Origin of the sequence: Streptomyces sudanensis (genome assembly GCF_023614315.1) — a bacterium.
In the GTDB taxonomy this organism is placed as follows: Bacteria; Actinomycetota; Actinomycetes; order Streptomycetales; family Streptomycetaceae; genus Streptomyces; species Streptomyces sudanensis.
This window is the reverse complement of sequence record NZ_CP095474.1, coordinates 4512008-4529310: the sequence shown is the minus strand read 5'-3', so window position 1 is coordinate 4529310 and position 17303 is coordinate 4512008. Positions and strand designations below refer to the sequence as shown.

At 75.6% G+C, this 17303-nt stretch carries 15 protein-coding genes and 5 tRNA genes; 7 read left to right on the top strand and 13 right to left on the bottom strand.

All coding sequences use genetic code 11. The features are described 5' to 3' along the window. Positions 1-75 precede the first annotated feature (75 nt). The 4 genes from thrS to MW084_RS20945 form a co-directional block, all read right to left on the bottom strand. Positions 76-2052 (bottom strand): threonine--tRNA ligase, encoded by a 1977-nt coding sequence (thrS, locus tag MW084_RS20960; RefSeq protein ID WP_010472321.1) that lies wholly within the window; start codon positions 2050-2052, stop codon positions 76-78. A 512-nt stretch (positions 2053-2564) separates the two neighbouring features. Next, a tRNA-Val gene (locus MW084_RS20955) sits at positions 2565-2636 on the bottom strand. A 552-nt stretch (positions 2637-3188) separates the two neighbouring features. After that, positions 3189-3263, bottom strand: a tRNA-Val gene (locus MW084_RS20950). 63 nt (positions 3264-3326) lie between these two features. Next, positions 3327-3791, bottom strand: a complete 465-nt coding sequence (locus tag MW084_RS20945; protein ID WP_029553622.1) for a TIGR02611 family protein — start codon at positions 3789-3791, stop codon at positions 3327-3329. Between the two features lie 197 nt (positions 3792-3988). Between MW084_RS20945 and MW084_RS20940 the strand changes: the two genes are divergently transcribed. Then, positions 3989-4402, top strand: coding sequence for an SsgA family sporulation/cell division regulator (locus MW084_RS20940; RefSeq protein WP_003959770.1), 414 nt, complete (start codon positions 3989-3991; stop codon positions 4400-4402). A gap of 248 nt (positions 4403-4650) precedes the next feature. Continuing rightward, positions 4651-5211 carry a CGNR zinc finger domain-containing protein gene (locus MW084_RS20935; RefSeq protein ID WP_010472290.1) on the top strand — a complete coding sequence of 187 codons (561 nt, stop codon included), beginning with the start codon at positions 4651-4653 and terminating at the stop codon, positions 5209-5211. A gap of 99 nt (positions 5212-5310) precedes the next feature. Here MW084_RS20935 and MW084_RS20930 read toward each other — a convergent pair whose 3' ends face one another. Further along, positions 5311-5463 carry a hypothetical protein gene (locus tag MW084_RS20930; RefSeq protein WP_169331701.1) on the bottom strand — a complete coding sequence of 51 codons (153 nt, stop codon included), beginning with the start codon at positions 5461-5463 and terminating at the stop codon, positions 5311-5313. Positions 5464-5729: 266 nt separating this feature from the next. Continuing rightward, positions 5730-6033: hypothetical protein (locus tag MW084_RS20925; RefSeq protein ID WP_275563736.1), on the bottom strand; the 304-nt coding region annotated here is incomplete at its 3' end. Between the two features lie 192 nt (positions 6034-6225). On the opposite strand from MW084_RS20925, the gene MW084_RS20920 reads away from it, so the two are divergent. Next, positions 6226-6747, top strand: coding sequence for a DsbA family protein (locus MW084_RS20920; protein WP_010472287.1), 522 nt, complete (start codon positions 6226-6228; stop codon positions 6745-6747). A 37-nt stretch (positions 6748-6784) separates the two neighbouring features. On the opposite strand, the gene MW084_RS20915 is transcribed toward MW084_RS20920, so the two are convergent. The 3 genes from MW084_RS20915 to MW084_RS20905 are packed head-to-tail and all read right to left on the bottom strand — an operon-like array spanning position 6785 to position 9466. Continuing rightward, positions 6785-7561: a GNAT family N-acetyltransferase gene (locus MW084_RS20915; protein WP_010472286.1), complete on the bottom strand. Its 777-nt coding sequence runs from the start codon at positions 7559-7561 to the stop codon at positions 6785-6787. A gap of 40 nt (positions 7562-7601) precedes the next feature. Continuing rightward, complete coding sequence (locus MW084_RS20910) at positions 7602-8414, bottom strand: aminotransferase class IV (RefSeq protein WP_010472285.1); 813 nt, start codon at positions 8412-8414, stop codon at positions 7602-7604. Continuing rightward, a complete protein-coding gene (locus MW084_RS20905) occupies positions 8411-9466 on the bottom strand; it encodes a chorismate-binding protein (protein WP_010472281.1) in 1056 nt (351 codons plus the stop codon). The genes MW084_RS20910 and MW084_RS20905 overlap by 4 nt, the downstream gene beginning before the upstream one ends. Positions 9467-9667: 201 nt before the next feature. Here MW084_RS20905 and MW084_RS20900 point away from each other — a divergent pair. The 3 genes from MW084_RS20900 to MW084_RS20890 all read left to right on the top strand — a co-directional run bounded on the left by MW084_RS20900 (position 9668) and on the right by MW084_RS20890 (position 9922). Next, positions 9668-9740: transfer RNA gene (locus tag MW084_RS20900), tRNA-Gly, on the top strand. A 35-nt stretch (positions 9741-9775) separates the two neighbouring features. Further along, a tRNA-Cys gene (locus tag MW084_RS20895) sits at positions 9776-9849 on the top strand. Position 9850: 1 nt separating this feature from the next. Further along, a tRNA-Val gene (locus tag MW084_RS20890) sits at positions 9851-9922 on the top strand. A 200-nt stretch (positions 9923-10122) separates the two neighbouring features. Here MW084_RS20890 and MW084_RS20885 read toward each other — a convergent pair. Then, the gene (locus MW084_RS20885; protein WP_010472280.1) at positions 10123-10332 is read right to left on the bottom strand and encodes a hypothetical protein; all 210 of its coding nucleotides are present in this window, start codon (positions 10330-10332) and stop codon (positions 10123-10125) included. A gap of 558 nt (positions 10333-10890) precedes the next feature. Between MW084_RS20885 and MW084_RS20880 the strand changes: the two genes are divergently transcribed. Further along, complete coding sequence (locus MW084_RS20880) at positions 10891-12147, top strand: serine/threonine-protein kinase (protein WP_010472279.1); 1257 nt, start codon at positions 10891-10893, stop codon at positions 12145-12147. Here the strand turns inward: MW084_RS20880 and MW084_RS20875 are convergent. The 3 genes from MW084_RS20875 to cobT all read right to left on the bottom strand — a co-directional run. Then, entirely contained in the window at positions 12138-12956 is an 819-nt protein-coding gene (locus MW084_RS20875) for a TrmH family RNA methyltransferase (protein ID WP_010472277.1), read from the bottom strand. The two genes, MW084_RS20880 and MW084_RS20875, sit on opposite strands and share 10 nt — an antisense overlap. A gap of 43 nt (positions 12957-12999) precedes the next feature. Next, positions 13000-14232, bottom strand: a complete 1233-nt coding sequence (gene cobA / locus MW084_RS20870; protein ID WP_010472276.1) for a uroporphyrinogen-III C-methyltransferase — start codon at positions 14230-14232, stop codon at positions 13000-13002. Between the two features lie 234 nt (positions 14233-14466). Beyond that, on the bottom strand, positions 14467-16197 hold a 1731-nt coding region (cobT, locus tag MW084_RS20865), incomplete at its 5' end, for a nicotinate-nucleotide--dimethylbenzimidazole phosphoribosyltransferase (protein WP_275563735.1). Between the last annotated feature and the right edge of the window lie 1106 nt (positions 16198-17303).

Here is a 17303-nt window from a genome sequence, read left to right as displayed (position 1 = left end):
GGTACCCGGCCCGGGTACCGCCCCTCGGTCGACCGCCCGCGTGCGGGGGCGCCCCCGCCCCCTCGGGGAGCCGTGTCACACCTGCGCGCGTGACTCCACGACGTCGACGAGCTTCGCGATGGCCCGGTCGCGCGGGATGCCGTTCTCCTGCGAGCCGTCGCGGTAGCGGAAGGAGACCGTGCCCGCGTTCATGTCGTCGTCACCGACGATGACCATGAACGGGACCTTCATCTTCTGGTGGTTGCGGATCTTCTTCTGCATGCGGTCCGAGGAGGCGTCCACCTCGACCCGCAGGCCCTTCCTCCTCGCCTCGGCCGCGAACTCCTGGAGGTACTCGACGTGGGCGTCGCCGATCGGGATGCCGACCGCCTGGACCGGGGCGAGCCACGGCGGCATGGCGCCCGCGTAGTGCTCCAGCAGGACCGCGAAGAACCGCTCGATGGAACCGAACAGCGCGCGGTGGATCATGACGGGGCGCTGCTTGGAGCCGTCGGCCCCGGTGTACTCCAGGTCGAAGCGCTCGGGCAGGTTGAAGTCGAGCTGGATGGTGGACATCTGCCAGGTGCGGCCGATGGCGTCGCGGGCCTGGACGGAGATCTTCGGACCGTAGAAGGCGGCGCCGCCCGGGTCGGGGGTGAGGGGCAGGCCCTGCTTCTCGGCGACCTGCTGGAGGACCGCGGTCGCCTCCTCCCACGCCTCGTCCGTGCCGACGAACTTCTCCGGGTCCTTGGTGGACAGCTCCAGGTAGAAGTCGGTCAGGCCGTAGTCGCGCAGCAGGTTCAGGACGAAGGTGAGCGTCCTGTCCAGCTCCTCCGCCATCTGCTCGCGGGTGCAGTAGATGTGCGCGTCGTCCTGGGTGAAGCCGCGGGCGCGGGTCAGGCCGTGCACGACGCCGGACTTCTCGTACCGGTACACCGTCCCGAACTCGAACAGCCTCAGGGGCAGTTCGCGGTAGGAGCGGCCCCGCGCGTCGAAGATGAGGTTGTGCATCGGGCAGTTCATGGGCTTGAGGTAGTAGTCCACGCCCTCGTCGAGCTGCATGGGCGGGTACATGCCGTCGGCGTACCAGTCCAGGTGGCCGGAGGTCTCGAAGAGCTTGCCCTTGGTGGCGTGCGGGGTGTAGACGAACTCGTAGCCCTCCTCCTCGTGCCGCTTGCGCGAGTAGTCCTCCATGACCCGGCGGATGATGCCGCCGCGCGGGTGGAAGACGGCGAGGCCCGAGCCGATCTGCTCGGGGACGGAGAACAGGTCCAGCTCGGAGCCGAGGCGGCGGTGGTCGCGCTTCTCGGCCTCGGCGAGGAAGTCCAGGTACTGCTTCAGCTCGTCCCTGGACGGCCAGGCGGTGCCGTAGATGCGCTGGAGCATCGGGTTCTTCTCGCTGCCGCGCCAGTACGCGGCGGCGTTGCGCATGAGCTTGAACGCCGGGATCGCGCGGGTCGAAGGCAGGTGCGGGCCGCGGCAGAGGTCCTTCCAGCACAGCTCGCCGGTCTTGGCGTCGAGGTTGTCGTAGATGGTCAGCTCGCCGCCGCCCACCTCGACGCTCGCGCCGTCCTCGCTGGTGGCGGAGCCCTTCAGGCCGATCAGCTCCAGCTTGTACGGCTCGCCCGCCAGTTCCTCGCGGGCGGCCTCCTCGGTGACGACGCGGCGGGCGAAGCGCTGGCCGCGCTTCTGGATCTCCTGCATCTTCTTCTCGATGGCCTTGAGGTCGTCCGGCGTGAACGGCCTGTCGACGTCGAAGTCGTAGTAGAAGCCGTCCTTGACCGGCGGGCCGATGCCGAGCTTGGCCTCCGGGAAGAGCTCCTGGACGGCCTGCGCCATGACGTGCGCGGTGGAGTGGCGCAGGATGTCCAGGCCGTCCTGGGAGGTGATCTCGACGCCTTCGACGGTCTCGCCGTCCTTCGGCTGGTACGCGAGGTCCTTCAGTTCGCCGTCCACGCGGGCCGCGACGACGGAGCGCTCGCCGGCGAAGAGGTCGGCGGCGGTGGTGCCCGTCGTCACCACGCGCTCTTCCCGCTCGGAATCGCGTTGGATGATCACACGGACGTCTGACACCGGTCTCTCCTGACTGAAGGGGTGGGCGCCCCGGGGGCGCACGCGGATACGGAATGGTACCGAGGCGCCGCGTCCCCCGGCGAAACGGTTTGCGGCCCGAACGTGCTCCCCGCCGGGGAACCCCACCGCTCCCGCCCGGCACCGCCGGGCCGCGTACGGGGAGCGGTGCGGGCGCCGCCGTCCCGGGCGGGGATCGGCCCTTCCGCCGCCGATGCGCGCGGGCTGCCGGGGTGCGGCGCCGGTTTCGAGGGCGCCCGGCCGTGTTCGGCGCGGAGACGGCGGAGGCGGACGCCGAACGGGACCGCGTCGTTTCGGCGGCCCTGGTGGCGCGGGAGGAGGACCGCCGGCCGCGGACGCCCCGGTGGCCGGTGGGCCCGGGCGTGCCGGTGCCCCTCCGAGACGGGGGCGGTGGACCCGGCGCACCCCCTGTGCCCGGAGCGGCCGGCGACGGCCCGGGAGCGGATGCCGGGGACGCGCGAAGGCCGGTCCGCTGAGGGGACCGGCCTTTTCGGTGGGCGATACTGGGATCGAACCAGTGACCTCTTCGGTGTGAACGAAGCGCTCTCCCGCTGAGCTAATCGCCCGGGAACGCACTGAACCATACAGGCCCCGACGCTTCCCGTTCAAACGGCCCGCGGGTACGCGGCCCGGCCCCGGCGGCCGGCCGCGCACCGTCGGCGCGCGGCCGGCGGGGAGGAGGAGCCGGCCGGGGACGGCGAGGCGGTACGGGAGCGGCTCGCGGGCGCACCCCTCCCGTGCTCGTACCGGACGCGGGTGCCGCGGGCGCGGTCCGCGGCCGGGGTCCGGCGGGCCCGGCCCCCACGTCTCCGGCGAGGGCGCTGCCCGGAACCGGGGCGCCGGGATCGCGGCGCCTCTCGGCGGGGGTGACGGAGGGGCCCGTACGGAGTTGGGGAAGCGGACGGTGGGGGTGGCGGTACGGCCGCCGAGGCGGCGGGCCGCGGGTACCCGGGGCGCCGACAGGGGCGGGGCCGGGGATGCTCCAGGACGGCGCCGGGCGGCCGGGGTCCAAAGGCCGCGGAGGCGGTGGTGGTCCCGGTGCACGGGGGCGTCCGCCGCGTACGGCGCCCGGCATGCCGAAGGCCCCGGAGGTGAACCTCCGGGGCCTTCGGGCCGGGTGGTGGGCGATACTGGGATCGAACCAGTGACCTCTTCGGTGTGAACGAAGCGCTCTCCCGCTGAGCTAATCGCCCGGGCGCACCGCAAACATTACCCCATGTCAGCCGGTGCCCCGACCCCGTACGGCACCGCCGGGGTCACTCGTCGGCCTCCCACGGCATGACGAGGCCGAGCTTCCACACGTACACCCCGGCCAGGGCTCCGGTGAGGACCAGACCGGTGACGGTCAGCACGAGGTTGCGGCGCCGGACGCGGGGGTCGAGTGCCCGCTGCGCGGCTTCCGTGACCTTGTGCTTGGTCCAGCGCAGGACGAGCTGCGCCCAGACGAACTCGGTCGCCCAGATGGCCATGCCGCCGAAGATCACGATCCAGCCGGGCCCGGGCAGCGGCAACATGATCACACCGATCACGACGACGGTGAGACCGATGAGGAAGACCCCGACCTGCCAGCTCAGGTGCAGGGGCCGTCGGGCTTTCACAAAGGCGGGTGCCCTGGAGCCGAGCGGCCGTTCGCCGTCGGTCCCCTCGGTGGCGCCCCCCGCCGCAGGCGTTCCGCCCGCCGCTCGGGCGGCCCCACCCCGCTCGTCACTCTCCGCGCTCATAAGGCCAAACTTACCCGACGAGCGGCGAGTGCGGATTACCGGAATCCGCCCATAACCGGCGGTTACTCACTGCCAGTCGAGGTACTCAATGCGCCCTAAAGCGGACAGAGGGGTTTACAACGGCACGGTAGGTGGGATGTCGATTTCGCCGACGTGCGAATCCCCGAGCGCACACTGAGCGAAAGGCCATGGCGCTTATGAACACCACGGTCAGCTGCGAGCTGCACCTGCGCCTCGTTGTGTCGAGCGAGTCCTCACTGCCTGTTCCGGCGGGCCTGCGGTATGACACGGCCGATCCGTATGCCGTGCACGCCACCTTCCACACCGGGGCCGAGGAGACGGTCGAGTGGGTCTTCGCCCGCGACCTCCTCGCCGAGGGGCTGCACCGGCCCACCGGCACCGGCGACGTCAGGGTCTGGCCCTCCCGCAGCCACGGCCAGGGCGTCGTCTGCATCGCCCTCAGCTCCCCGGAGGGCGAGGCCCTGCTGGAGGCCCCGGCGCGGGCCCTGGAGTCGTTCCTCAAGCGGACCGACGCCGCGGTGCCCCCCGGCACCGAACACCGTCACTTCGACCTCGACACGGAGCTCTCGCACATCCTCGCGGAGAGCTGAGCGACACAGGAGCCACCCGGCGCCGTCCGACTCGGGGCGACGGCGCCGGCACACCCCTCCGCGCCCCGGCACGGTGCACCCGGATCGGCGGACGGGGTGGACGGACGCGCCGCCACCGCACGTCGCCGCGGTGGCGGCGCACCGGTGCTCCCGACCGCGCCCGGCAAGCCCGGGGGGCCGCACCCGCGAGCCGCTAGAGTCGACGGGTCCGCCGGGCGCCCGCCCGCGGCAGGCCAGGGAGCGGAAGCGTGCTGATCCCCCACGACACCCGTATCGCCCTCGACACCGTCGTCGACCTGGTGAACACCGCGCCGGAAGGCGGCCGCGGCGAGGCCCTCGGGGACGTCCCGTCGCTGTACGCCTTCGTGGAGAGCCACCGGGTGAGCGGGGTCGGCGAGCTGGGACCGCAGGACCTGCGGGCCGTCCGGGAGGTGCGGAGCCGGTTCGCCGAGGTGTTCGACGCGCCCGACGCGCGGACGGCCGCCGAGGTGGTCAACCGGCTGGTCGCCGCGGCCGGCACCACCCCGCAGCTGACCGACCACGACGGCTACGACTGGCACGTCCACTACTTCGCGCCCGGCGCCTCGGTCGCCGACCACCTCGCCGCCGACTGCGGCATGGCGCTCGCCTTCCTCCTCGTGGCGGGCGAGCGCGAGCGGCTGCGCCGGTGCGAGGCGCCGGACTGCGGACGGGCCTTCGTGGACCTGTCCCGCAACCGTTCGCGCCGCTACTGCGACAGCCGCACCTGCGGCAACCGGCTGCACGTGGCGGCGTACCGGGCGCGGCGCAGGGACGCGGCGGCCGACTGACCGGCCGGCCCGCGCGGGGCCGCCCGGTCTCCGGAGCCCCGCGTGCGACGGCCCGGCACGCGCCCCGGGAGGGGAGCGCGGCCCGGGGCGGGAGGGCGGTCACAGCAGGAAGAGGTCGTGCACCGACGCCATCAGGAGGAGGGCGCCGATCACCCCCAGGAAGATCATGAGCGGTGGCTGGGAGAGCGCGAACAGGCAGCCGCGCGGTTCTCTGGTGGTGGCGGGGTCCTGTCCCCGCGGGGTATCGGACATCTCGCGGCCGATGATGGCGCACCCGGCACGGCGCCGCTCACCCAACAGACCAGGCAAACAGGGCGAGTTCACCGCATACTTCGATCAATCGCCGTCGCCCCGCCGCCCACCGCCACCCCTCGCGCCACCTCGCGCCGCCGCGGGGCGGCCTCAGATGCCGTGCTTCCTGAGGATGGCCTCGATCTCGTCGAAGTCGTCGGCGGAGGCGTTCCCGCCCGTGCGGCGCTCCCCCGCGGCCGGCGCCGCCGGCNGGCGGGCCGGCGCCNCCGCGGCCGGTCGCTCCGCCCCCGCCACCCCGCGCTCCCGGCGGGCGCCCCGGCGCCGCTCGACGGTCCGCGTGACCGCGAACAGCAGCCACGACGCCCCGAGCAGTCCGAAGCCGGCCCACGCCACCGGGCTGAGCGCCATGCCGGCCACCCACTCGACGGCGCCGGTCAGCACCAGGCCGAGGGGGACCAGCGCGTAGGCGGCGACATGGGCCGCGGCGAGGAACCGCCTGCGGTACGCCGTGATCGCCGCGATGCCCAACCCCGCCGCGGACACCGCGTAGCAGATCGTCTCGGCAAGCATCCGGTCCTCCAGCCCTGGGCGTCACGTCCCTTCCATCCTGCATCGGCCGGGCCCGCGCCGGCCACGGGTCCGGGCGGTCGGCGGGCGGTCTCCGGGAGATCTCCGGGTCGTCCTCCTCCCACGGTCCCGGTCGGGGCCCCGGACGTCCGGTCCCGCTTGGGCCGGTGCCGCCGGGCTGGAAGACTGGGCGCCATGAACGACTCCACCACCGACCACACCGCCCGGCCCGTCGTCCTGGACGTCTGGTGCGAACTGCAGTGCCCGGACTGCCGGACGGCCCTGGAGGACCTGCGGTCCCTGCGGGACCGCTACGGCGACCGGCTGGAGGTGCGGCTGCGCCACTTCCCCCTGGAGAAGCACAAGCACTCCTACGCCGCCGCCCAGGCCGCCGAGGAGGCCCTCGCGCAGGGCGCGGGCTGGCCGTACGTGGAGGAGGTCCTCGGGCGCGTCGAGGAACTGGACGCGCGGGGCGAGGCGTTCCTGCTGGAGGCGGCGCGCGGCCTGGGGCTGGACGAGGAGGAGTTCGACACGGCGCTCGTCGACGGCCGGCACCTGCTGGCGGTCGACGCCGACCAGGCCGAGGGCAAGGCCATCGGCGTCACCGGCACGCCCACCTACGTGATCGGCGGGGAGCGCCTGGACGGCGGCAGGAGCCAGGAGGGCCTGCGCGCCCGCGTCGAGGAGATCGCCGACCGCCTGCTCGCCGGGCGCTGACCCGCCGGGACCGCCGCGGGCCGCCGCCCGGCCCGGGTCAGTGCAGGGTCTTCTCGTGGTCCGTGAACAGCGGCCGGTAGCCGAGCGACGCGTACAGGGTGCGGGCCGGGGCGTTGCCGGGGTCCACCCGCAGGACGAGGCGGTCGCCGCCGGCGGCCCGCACCAGGCCCTCGGCGAAGCGCATCAGGGCCCGGCCGCACCCCCTGCGGCGTTCGCCCTCGGCGACGGCGATGTCCCACACGTACGGCACCCGGTCCCCCGTCGGCAGGTCGCGCCGGCCGGTCCACAGGTGGCCGACCCGCACGCCGTCCCGCACAGCGACGTGGAGCAGGGCCCCCGCGGCGGCCGGGCCGTCGGGGAGCAGGGCGGCGCGGCCCGGTTCGGCGGCGATCCAGCGGGCGGACTCCGCGTCCGTCATGGGGCGGATCTCCAGCCCGGCCGGGAGCGGCGGGGCGGCGCCGGCCGGGTCGAGGCCCTTGACCAGGACGTGACCGCTCTCGGTGTACCCCAGGGCCGCGGCGAGGCGCAGGGCGGCACGGGCGCCGGCGGGCACGGAGACCCGCACCCGGTCGCAGCGCCAACCCCGCAGCACCTCCTCGGCGGCGAGCGCGGCGACGGCGCCCCGGCCGCGGCCGCGGTCCGCCTCGTCGACGCGCAGGTCCGCGATGGTGCCGAGGATGCGGCCGGCCAGGCGGAGCGTACCCACCCGCACGGCGCCCACGGGGCGGCTGTCGACGCACACCGCGTAGGAGCGCGACAGGGTGCCGTCGTCGAACCGTCGGAGCGGCCCCGAAGGCCGCAGGGTGGTGGTCATCACCGCTTCCCTACCCGTCCCGGGCCGGATCCTCACCGGGTCACAGCAGGGCGGCCCGCTCCGCGAAGACGCGCATCGCCCCGGCGGTGACCGGGCCGGGCACGGGCGCGAGTTCGCGGTCGTCGACGCGGTGGACGGCCTGGACGTCGCGGAGCGTGGAGGTCAGGAAGACCTCGTCGGCGGTGTGCAGCACCTCCATGGGGAGGTCCGTCTCCCGGGCGCCGGTCCACTCGGCGGTCAGCCGGCGGGTGACGCCGGCGAGGCAGCCCGAGGCGAGCGGCGGGGTGTGGAGCACGCCGTCGAGGACGACGAAGACGTTGGAGCCGGTGCCCTCGCAGAGCTGCCCGACGGTGTTGGCGAACAGCGCCTCGGACGCGCCCCGCCGGTGGGCGTGGGCCAGGGCGACGACGTTCTCCGCGTACGAGGTGGTCTTCAGGCCGGCCAGGGCGCTGCGCTCGTTGCGGGTCCAGGGGACGGTGACGACGGCCGTGGTGTCCGGGCGGGGCGCGACCTCGCCGAGGGCGACGAAGAGGCTCGGGCCGGCGTCGCCGCGGTCGGAGCCGAGCGGGGCGGGGCCCCCGGTGTACGTGACGCGGAGGCGGCCGAGTTCCACCGGGTTGGCCTCGACGACGGCGGCGCAGGCGCGGCGCACCTCGTCGAGGTCCGGGTCGGGCAGGCCGAGGCCGCGCGCGGAGCGGACGAGCCGGTCGAGGTGGAGGTCGAGGGCGAAGGGCCGGCCCCGGACCGTCTTGAGCGTCTCGAAGACGCCGTCGCCCACGGTCAGGCCGTGGTCCAGGACGGAGGTCGTCGCGGCGTCCGCGTCCCGCAGTTCGCCGTTGACCCACAGTTTCATCGTCGGGTGGTCCTTCCGCTCGCCTCGTGGGCGCCCGACGCTACCGCGAGGAGCCGCGCGGCCTTCAGCTCGGTCTCCTGCCACTCCCGCTCGGGGTCGGAGCCCCAGGTGATGCCCGCGCCGGTGCCGAACCGCAGGACGCCCCGGCGTTCGCGCCGGTCGATCCAGAAGGTGCGGATCCCCACGGCCAGCTCGCCGGTGCCGCGGTCCGCGTCGACCCAGCCGATGCCGCCGCAGTACGGTCCGCGGGGCACCGTCTCCAGGGCCTCGATGATCCGCAGGGCGCTGGACTTGGGCGCGCCGGTGACGGAGCCGGGCGGGAAGGTGGCGTCCAGGAGGCCGGGCCAGCCCTCGCCGGGGGCCAGCTCGCCGCGGACGGTGGAGACGAGGTGGACGAGCCCGGGGTGGGGTTCGACGGCGCAGAGCGCCGGGACGGTGACGGTGCCGGTGGCGCAGACGCGGCCGAGGTCGTTGCGGACCAGGTCGACGATCATCACGTTCTCGGCATGGTCCTTCTCCAGCAGGTCCGCCGCGGTCCTGCCAGTGCCCTTGATGGGGCCGGACTCGACGGTGCGGCCGTCGCGGCGCAGGTACAGCTCGGGGGAGGCGGTGGCTATCTCCACGCCGTGCGCGGGCAGGCGAATCGTTCCGGCGTAGGGGGCCGGGTTGCCCCGGGCCAGCAGCGCGGTGAGGGCGTCCACGTCGGCGGTGCCGGCCGGGAGGGGGGCGGACAGGACGCGGCAGAGGTTCGCCTGGTAGACCTCGCCCGCCGCGATGTGCTCGCGGATGCGGCGCACCCCCGCGGTGTACGCGTCGCGGTCGAGCGACGACGTCCAGTCGCCGCGGGCGGGTCCGCGCCAGCGCCCCGGTACGGGGGCCGGCACCGGGTCGGGGCGGACGTCGCCGAAGCGGGCGCAGGTCAGGCGGCCCTCGAAATCGGCGGCGACGGCCCAGAAGCCGGAGGACTCCAGGGCCTCCGGGTCGCTGGTGACGTCCCGCAGGTCGGTGGCGAGGAGGCCGCCGAAGCGGGCCAGGGGGGCGAGGTCGTGCACGGATGCGAGTCTAGGGCGGGGTGTGCGGCGGGGCCGTCCGGGTGGCGCGGCCCCGGGCCGGGGCGGGGCGGCCGGGGGCGCGGGAGCCGGCCCCGGCAGGCGGTGGCGCAGCACGCTGCGGAAACGCGTTTTTGTGCTGGCCCGGGAATCCGCTAGAGTTCAACACGTCGCCGGGTCGCGTGAGCGGAACGGAAACGACAAGCGGACGTGGCTCAGTTGGTAGAGCATCACCTTGCCAAGGTGAGGGTCGCGAGTTCGAATCTCGTCGTCCGCTCGAAAGTGGGGGATCCTCCCGACCCCCGCACTCCGGGTGGAGTGGCCGAGAGGCGAGGCAACGGCCTGCAAAGCCGTCTACACGGGTTCAAATCCCGTCTCCACCTCCAAGGACGATTAGCTCAGCGGGAGAGCGCTTCCCTGACACGGAAGAGGTCACTGGTTCAATCCCAGTATCGTCCACCGACAGGAACCCCCGTCCGCCCGCCGCGGACGGGGGTTCCTCCGTTCGTGTACCGGACCGTCGGCCTCCGGGGGCCCGGAAGCCGACGGTCCGGTACGAAGAAGCGGCCGGCCGGCTCTCCAGCCGGCCGACCGCACCTGCCGTCCGCCGCTCCCCCGTCCTGCGGGGCGGGCCGCTCCCCCGGACCGGGCGCACCCGCTCAGCGCCCCAGCAGCGCGCTCACGGACGACGCCTGTCTCACCACCGCGTCCCACCCGCCGAACACGACGACCAGGAGCGTGGCCAGGGGGAGGACCATCGCCGTCGCCACCAGGGGATGACGACGGGCCGGCGGGCGGTCGCCGGACGGGGCGGGGACCGTCTTCCGCCCCCGCGTGCGGACCGCTGTCCGCGGTGCCGTGTCCGCCATGGCTCCCCTCCCGTTTCCGTGTGCGGCGGCGGGCGTCTGGCCTCGGGGGACGAGTGCTGCCGCCCGCCGCTCTCCGCCAACCCTAGGGAGACGGGCGGCACCGGGCGTCATGCCCTCGTACCGGCCGGTGGGCCTCCTCCGGGATGAGGCGCGCCCCGCGGCGTACTCCCCTGGTCGGAGGCGGTCGCCCGCCCTGCGGGTCTTCCCGGAGGGGGCGCCGCGGGGTGTGCGGCGACGCGGAGGCGCCGGGTGACATCATTCACGTGTCCGTCCCGCGCCCGCACGGTCCCGTGCGCCTCCCCCGCGACTCCGGGGCGGCGGGCCGGTTCCGGGAGGCCAACCCCCCTGCCGGTAAAGGATCTTGGCGGGCCGCAGGTCCGGCGGCACCGGTCCGGCGGGGCCCGGGGGCGGGTACGGAGACCGGCGCACGGCCGGGAATCGATCACGGCGCGAGGGCGCGGCCTATGAGCGGGCCCGGTTCCGGGTACGTAAGCTGGGCGGCGTCAGAAGGACCGCGACGGCGGGGTGGGGAGCTCCCACGGCAGGTAGGGGACGGACATGGCGATGATGCGGCTCCGGCGCGAGGACCCGCGTGTCGTCGGCTCGTTCAGGTTGCACCGGCGGCTGGGCGCGGGCGGGATGGGGGTCGTCTACCTCGGCTCCGACCGGCGCGGGCAGCGGGTGGCCCTGAAGGTGATCCGGCCGGATCTCGCCGAGGACCAGGAGTTCCGGTCGCGCTTCGCACGCGAGGTGTCCGCCGCGCGGCGGATCCGCGGCGGCTGCACGGCCCGGCTGGTGGCGGCCGACCTGGAGGCCGAGCGCCCCTGGTTCGCCACGCAGTACGTACCGGGTCCCTCGCTCCACGACAAGGTCGCCGAGGGGGGGCCGCTGCCCGCGGCCGACGTGGCCGCGATCGGCGCCGCGCTCTCGGAGGGCCTGGTCGCCGTCCACGAGGCGGGCGTCGTGCACCGGGACCTGAAGCCGTCGAACATCCTGCTGTCCCCGAAGGGGCCGCGGATCATCGACTTCGGCATCGCCTGGGCCACCGGCGCCTCCACCCTCACCCACGTCGGCACGGCGGTGGGTTCCCCCGGCTTCCTCGCGCCCGAGCAGGTGCGCGGCGCGGCCGTCACACCGGCGACGGACGTCTTCGCGCTCGGCGCGACCCTGGCGTACGCGGCGACGGGCGACTCGCCGTTCGGGCACGGCAGCTCCGAGGTGATGCTGTACCGCGTCGTCCACGAGGAGCCCCATCTGGACGGCGTCCCCGACGCGCTGGCCCCGCTGGTGCGCGCCTGCCTCGCGAAGGAGCCGGAGGAACGGCCGAGCACGCTGCAGCTCTCGCTGCGGCTGAAGGAGATCGCCGCGCGGGAGGCGCAGGGGCTGGGTATGGCGGCCGTGCCGGCGGAGGCGCGGACCGCCCTGTCGCGTTCCGGCCGGGCCGAGCGGCCGGAACGCGCCGACCGGGGCACCGGCGGCGGGCGGGCGGCGCACCCGGTGCCGGGTGCCACGGAGCGCTACACCGAGCGGACCATGCGGGGCCGGGCGCAGCGCACCCCCGCGCCGCGCGGGAGGGGCCCGCAACCGACGCCGCCGGGGACCGGCGGGTCCCGCGCCCGGCAGCACCCCTCGCAGCCGGGTACGCGCCCCGGGCCGCGCACGGGGCCGCGCCGGACCGGGACGGGGCCGGGGACCTCGCCGGGCCGGCTGCGGCCCGCCAACCCGCGGCTGCTGCGTCAGCGGCTGTTCGTGTTCGTCGTCGTGACGCTGGTGGTGCTGCTCGGCATCGCCGGGGCGCAGGCCCTTCAGGGCTGAGGACGGCCCGCCGTCACGGCGTAGAACGCGACGGCCGCCGCGGCTCCCACGTTCAGCGAGTCGACGCCGTGCGCCATCGGGATGCGCACCCGCGCGTCGGCCGCCTCCAGCGCCCGCGCCGACAGCCCCGAGCCCTCGGCGCCCAGCATCAGCGCCACCCGCTCCAGACGGTGCGGGGCCGCCTCGTCGAGGGTGATCGCCCCCTCGCCGGGCGTCAGCGCCAGCAACCGGAAGCCCGCCTCCCGCACCGCCCGGAGGCCGTGCGGCCAGTCGTCGAGGCGGGCGTGGGGCACGGAGAAGACCGCGCCCATCGACACCTTCACCGAACGCCGGTAGAGCGGGTCCGCGCAGTCCGGGGAGAGCAGGACCGCGTCCATGCCGAGGGCCGCGGCGCTGCGGAAGACGGCGCCGACGTTGGTGTGGTCGTTGACGGACTCCAGGACGGCCACGCGGCGGGCCGTCGCGAGCAGGTCCGGGGCCGCGGGCAGCGGCTCGCGGTGCATGGACGCCAGCGCGCCGCGGTGGACGTGGTAGCCGGTGACCCGCTCGGCGAGGGCCGGCTCCACCACGTACACCGGCGCGTCGGCCCGGTCGACGACGTCCCGCATGGCGTCCAGCCACTTCGGCGACAGCAGCATCGACCGCATCCGGTACCCGGCGTGCAGGGCGCGGCGGATGACCTTCTCGCCCTCGGCGATGAACAGCCCCTCCCGCGGTTCGCGGCGGCGGCGCAGTTCCACGTCGGTGAGGTCCGTGTAGTCGTGCAGGCGCGGGTCGCCGGGGTCGTCGACGGTGAGGAGTTCTGCCACGGGAAGCTGCCGCCTTGTCGGAGGTGGGGGGAGGGGGCCGGGGTCAGCGCCGGTGCTTGTCCGGGGCTTCGCAGACCACATCGCCGATCACGATGACGGCGGGCGGGCGGACGCCCTCGGCGCGCACCGTCTCCGCGACCGTGGCCAGGGTGGCGTCCACGCGGCGCTGCGCCGCGGTGGTGCCCTCCTGGACGAGGGCCAGGGGTGTGGCCGGGTCCTTGCCGTGGGCGATCAGCGCCTCCGCGATCCCGCCGATCTTGTCGACGCCCATGAGGACCACGAGCGTGCCGCGCAGTCTCGCCAGCGACGCCCAGTCGACGAGGGAGCGCGGGTCGTCGGGGGCGACGTGGCCGCTGACCACGGTGAACTCGTGGGCGACCCCGCGGTGGGTGACGGGGATCCCGGCGGCGCCGGGCACCGAGATCGAACTGGAGATGCCGGGGACGACCGTGCAGGGGATGCCCGCCTCGGCCAGGGCCTGCGCCTCCTCCATGCCGCGGCCGAAGACGAACGGGTCGCCGCCCTTGAGCCGGACCACGGACCTGCCCCGCCTGGCGTGCTCGATCAGCGCGTCGTTGATGGCCTCCTGCGCCATGAACCGGCCGTACGGGATCTTCGCCGCGTCGATCACCTCGACGTGCGGGGGCAGTTCGTCGAGCAGGTCGCGCGGCCCCAGCCGGTCGGCGATCACCACGTCCGCCTCGGCGAGGAGCCGCCGGCCGCGCACGGTGATGAGGTCCGGGTCGCCGGGGCCGCCGCCGACGAGGGCGACGAACGGGGCGCGGTCGCGGCGCTGGGGCGCGGCGAGGGTGCCGTCGCGCAGCCCCTCGACGACCGCGTCGCGCACGGCGGCCGAGCGGAGCGGGTCGGTGCCGGTGAGGACGGCGACGGTGACGCCCTCGACCCTGCCGGTCGCGGGGGTCCAGGCGGTGGCGGCCTCGGCGTCGTCGGCGCGCACGCACCAGATCCTGCTCCGCTCGGCCTCGGCGGACGCGCGGGCGTTGGCCTCCGGGTCGGTGGTGGCGACGAGCGCGTACCAGGCGCCGGCGAGGTCCCCCTCCTCGTACCGGCGGCGCTCCCAGCGGATCTCGCCGGTGTCGGCCATGGCCTCCACGGACGGCGTGGCGGACGGTGAGACGAGGGTGACGTCGGCGCCCGCGGCGATGAGCGCCGGGAGGCGGCGCTGCGCCACCTGGCCGCCGCCGAGGACGACGACACGGCGCCCGGAGAGGCGGAGTCCTACGGGGTAGGCGGGCTGGTCGGCGTTCTCGACCATGGTGGTGTGGTCTCCTCGGCGGATGGTGCGGGATACGGCCACTGCGGCGGTGAAGTGGCTGGTGGGACAGGGGATGCCGACACCACGATACGGGGCGCCGGCGTCCGGTCCCGGGGCGGGACGGCCGTCGCCCCGGCGGCCGGTCCCGGGGCGGGACGGCCGTCGCCCCGGCGGCCGGTCCCGCCGGGGCGACGGGCCGGCCGCCGGGGCGCGGGGACGCACGCCGAGGCGGGGCTACTTCTCGGTGACGCCCGCCGAGTCGAACGTCGCCACCTCGTGCATGGCGCGGGCCGCGCTCTGGACCAGCGGCAGCGCCAGCAGGGCGCCGGTGCCCTCGCCGAGGCGGAGGTCCAGGTCGACGAGCGGACGCAGGCCCAGCCTGCCGAGCGCGGCCGTGTGGCCGGGCTCCGCGCTGCGGTGGCCGGCGATGCACGCGGCGATCGACTCGGGGGCGATGGCGCGGGCCACGAGGGCGGCCGCGCCCGCGCTGACGCCGTCGAGGACGACGGGCGTGCGCAGCGACGCCCCGCCGAGGACGAAGCCGACCATCGCGGCGTGCTCCAGGCCGCCGACCGCGCCGAGGACGCCGATCGGGTCGGCCGGGTCCGGCCGGTGGAGGTCGAGGGCGCGTCGGACGACGTCGATCTTCCGGGCGTGCATCTCGTCGTCGACACCCGTGCCGCGGCCGGTGACCTCGGCCGGGTCGGCACCCGTGTAGACGGAGATCAGCGCGGCCGACGCGGTGGTGTTGGCGATGCCCATCTCACCGGTGAGGATCGCCTTGTTGCCGGCGGTGACGAGGTCGCGGGCGGTCTCGATGCCGACCCCGATCGCGGCGAGCACCTCGTCGCGGGTGAGGGCGGGGCCGGTGGTGAAGTCCGCCGTGCCGGCGCGGACCTTGCGGGGCAGCAGGCCGGGGGTGGCGGGGAGGTCGGCGGCGACGCCGACGTCCACGACGCAGACCTCGGCGCCGACCTGGTTGGCGAAGGCGTTGCAGACGGCGCCGCCGCCGAGGAAGTTGGCGACCATCTGGGCCGTCACCTCCTGCGGCCAGGCCGTGACGCCCTGGGCGTGCACCCCGTGGTCCCCGGCGAAGACCGCCACGGCGGCGGGCTCGGGAACGGGCGGCGGACAGGTCCGGGACAGGCCGCACAGCTGCGCGGAGATGATCTCCAGCATGCCGAGCGCGCCGGCCGGCTTCGTCATGCGCTTCTGCCGCTCCCACGCCTCGCCGAGCGCCTTGGCGTCCAGCGGGCGGATGGCGGCGACGGTCTCCCGCAGGAGGTCGTGCGGCTCCTCGCCGGGCAGGACGCGGCGGCCGTACGTCTCCTCGTGGACGACCCAGGACAGGGGGCGCCGCTTCGACCAGCCGGCCTGCATCAGCTCCGGCTCCTCGGGGAACTCGTCGACGTACCCGACGCACAGGTACGCGACGACTTCGAGGTGCTCGGGCAGGCCGAGGACGCGCACCATCTCACGCTCGTCGAAGAAGCTGACCCAGCCGACGCCGAGGCCCTCGGCGCGGGCGGCGAGCCACAGGTTCTCCACCGCGAGCGCGGAGGAGTACGGGGCCATCTGCGGCTGCGTGTGGCGGCCGAGGGTGTGGCGGCCGCCGCGGGTCGGGTCGGCGGTGACGACGATGTTCACCGGGGTGTCGAGGATGGCCTCGACCTTCAGCTCCTTGAACTGCTTCGCCCGGGCCTTGGGGAGCGACCTGGCGTACGCCTCGCGCTGGCGCTGGGCCAGTTCGTGCATCGCGCGGCGCGTCTCGGCGGAGCGGATGACGACGAAGTCCCACGGCTGGGAGTGCCCCACGGAGGGCGCCGTGTGGGCGGCCTCCAGGACGCGCAGCAGGACCTCGTGCGGGATGGGGTCGCCGCGGAAGCCGTTGCGGATGTCCCGCCGCTCCCGCATGACCCGCAGGATCGCCTCCCGCTCGGCGTCGGCGTAGCCGGGGGCGGGAGGNCCGGNGGNNCATGCNNCGGGGCGTCCGGGTTCGAGACCTCCGGGGCGACGGCGGTCGGGACCTCCGGGGCGACGGCGGTCGGGGCGGTCTCGCCGGAGGCNGGGGTCTCCGGGACGGCCTCGGCCGGGGTGTCCTCGGCCGGGACGTCCTCAGCGGGGGGCCCTCGGCCGGGGGGACGGGGGCACCCCCGCTGAGGACGTCGGAGATGTGGCTTCCGGGGCGTCGGGGGCCGGGGCGGCCTCTTCGGCGCCCGCGGCCTCCGGGGTGTCGGCGGCCGGGACTTCCGGGGCGGCCCCGTGGGTGTCCGGTGCCGCGACGGGCGCGTCCCCGACGGCGGGGGTCCGGACGGCCGCCGGATCGGCGGGAGCCGCCTCGTCCTGAACGGCCTGGGTGGGAGCGGTCTCCGTGGGAGCGGCCTCCGTGGGAGCGGCCTCCGTGGGAGCGGCCTCCGTGGGAGCGGCCTCGGTGGGGGGCGTACCGGCGGACGTGCCGTCTTCGGCGGCGGGGGCTTCGGCGGGTGCCTCCTCCTCGGCCGCCACCGGGGCCGGCACCGCCTCGGCGGGTGTCCCGACGGGCACGCCGGCGGCGTCCGGCACCTGCGCGGGCGCCGCCTCCTCCTCGGGGAGGGAGGCCGGTTCGGCGGGTGCCTCTCCCGTCATCGGAGCGGCGGGGGCCTCCCCGGCCCCGGGAGCGACGGGCACCTGCCCGGCCTCGGGAGCGGCGGGAGCCTCGGCCCCGGATCCGGTGGCCTCCTCGGTGGGAGCGGCCTCTTCGGCGGCACCGGTCGCGGCGACCGGTACGGCGGGCGCGTCACCGTCCCCGGAGCTCCCGGCGGGCGCCCCGGTGTGCGGCACGGCGGCTTCCGGTGCGCCCTCGGCGGGTGAGGCGTCGGCCGCGGGGCCCGCGGGCGCGTCCTCGGCGGACGGCTCCCCGGCGTCGGACGCGGCTGCGGCGGGAGCGTCACCGGCCTCGGGCGCGCCCTCGGCGGACGGCTCTCCGGCGGCGGGGGCGGCCACCTGCCCGGCGGGCGTACGAGCGGCCGGCTCGGCGGNTGCCGTGGCGGCNNGCGAGGGGGCTTCGGCCGTCTGCCCGGGCGGCGCACCGG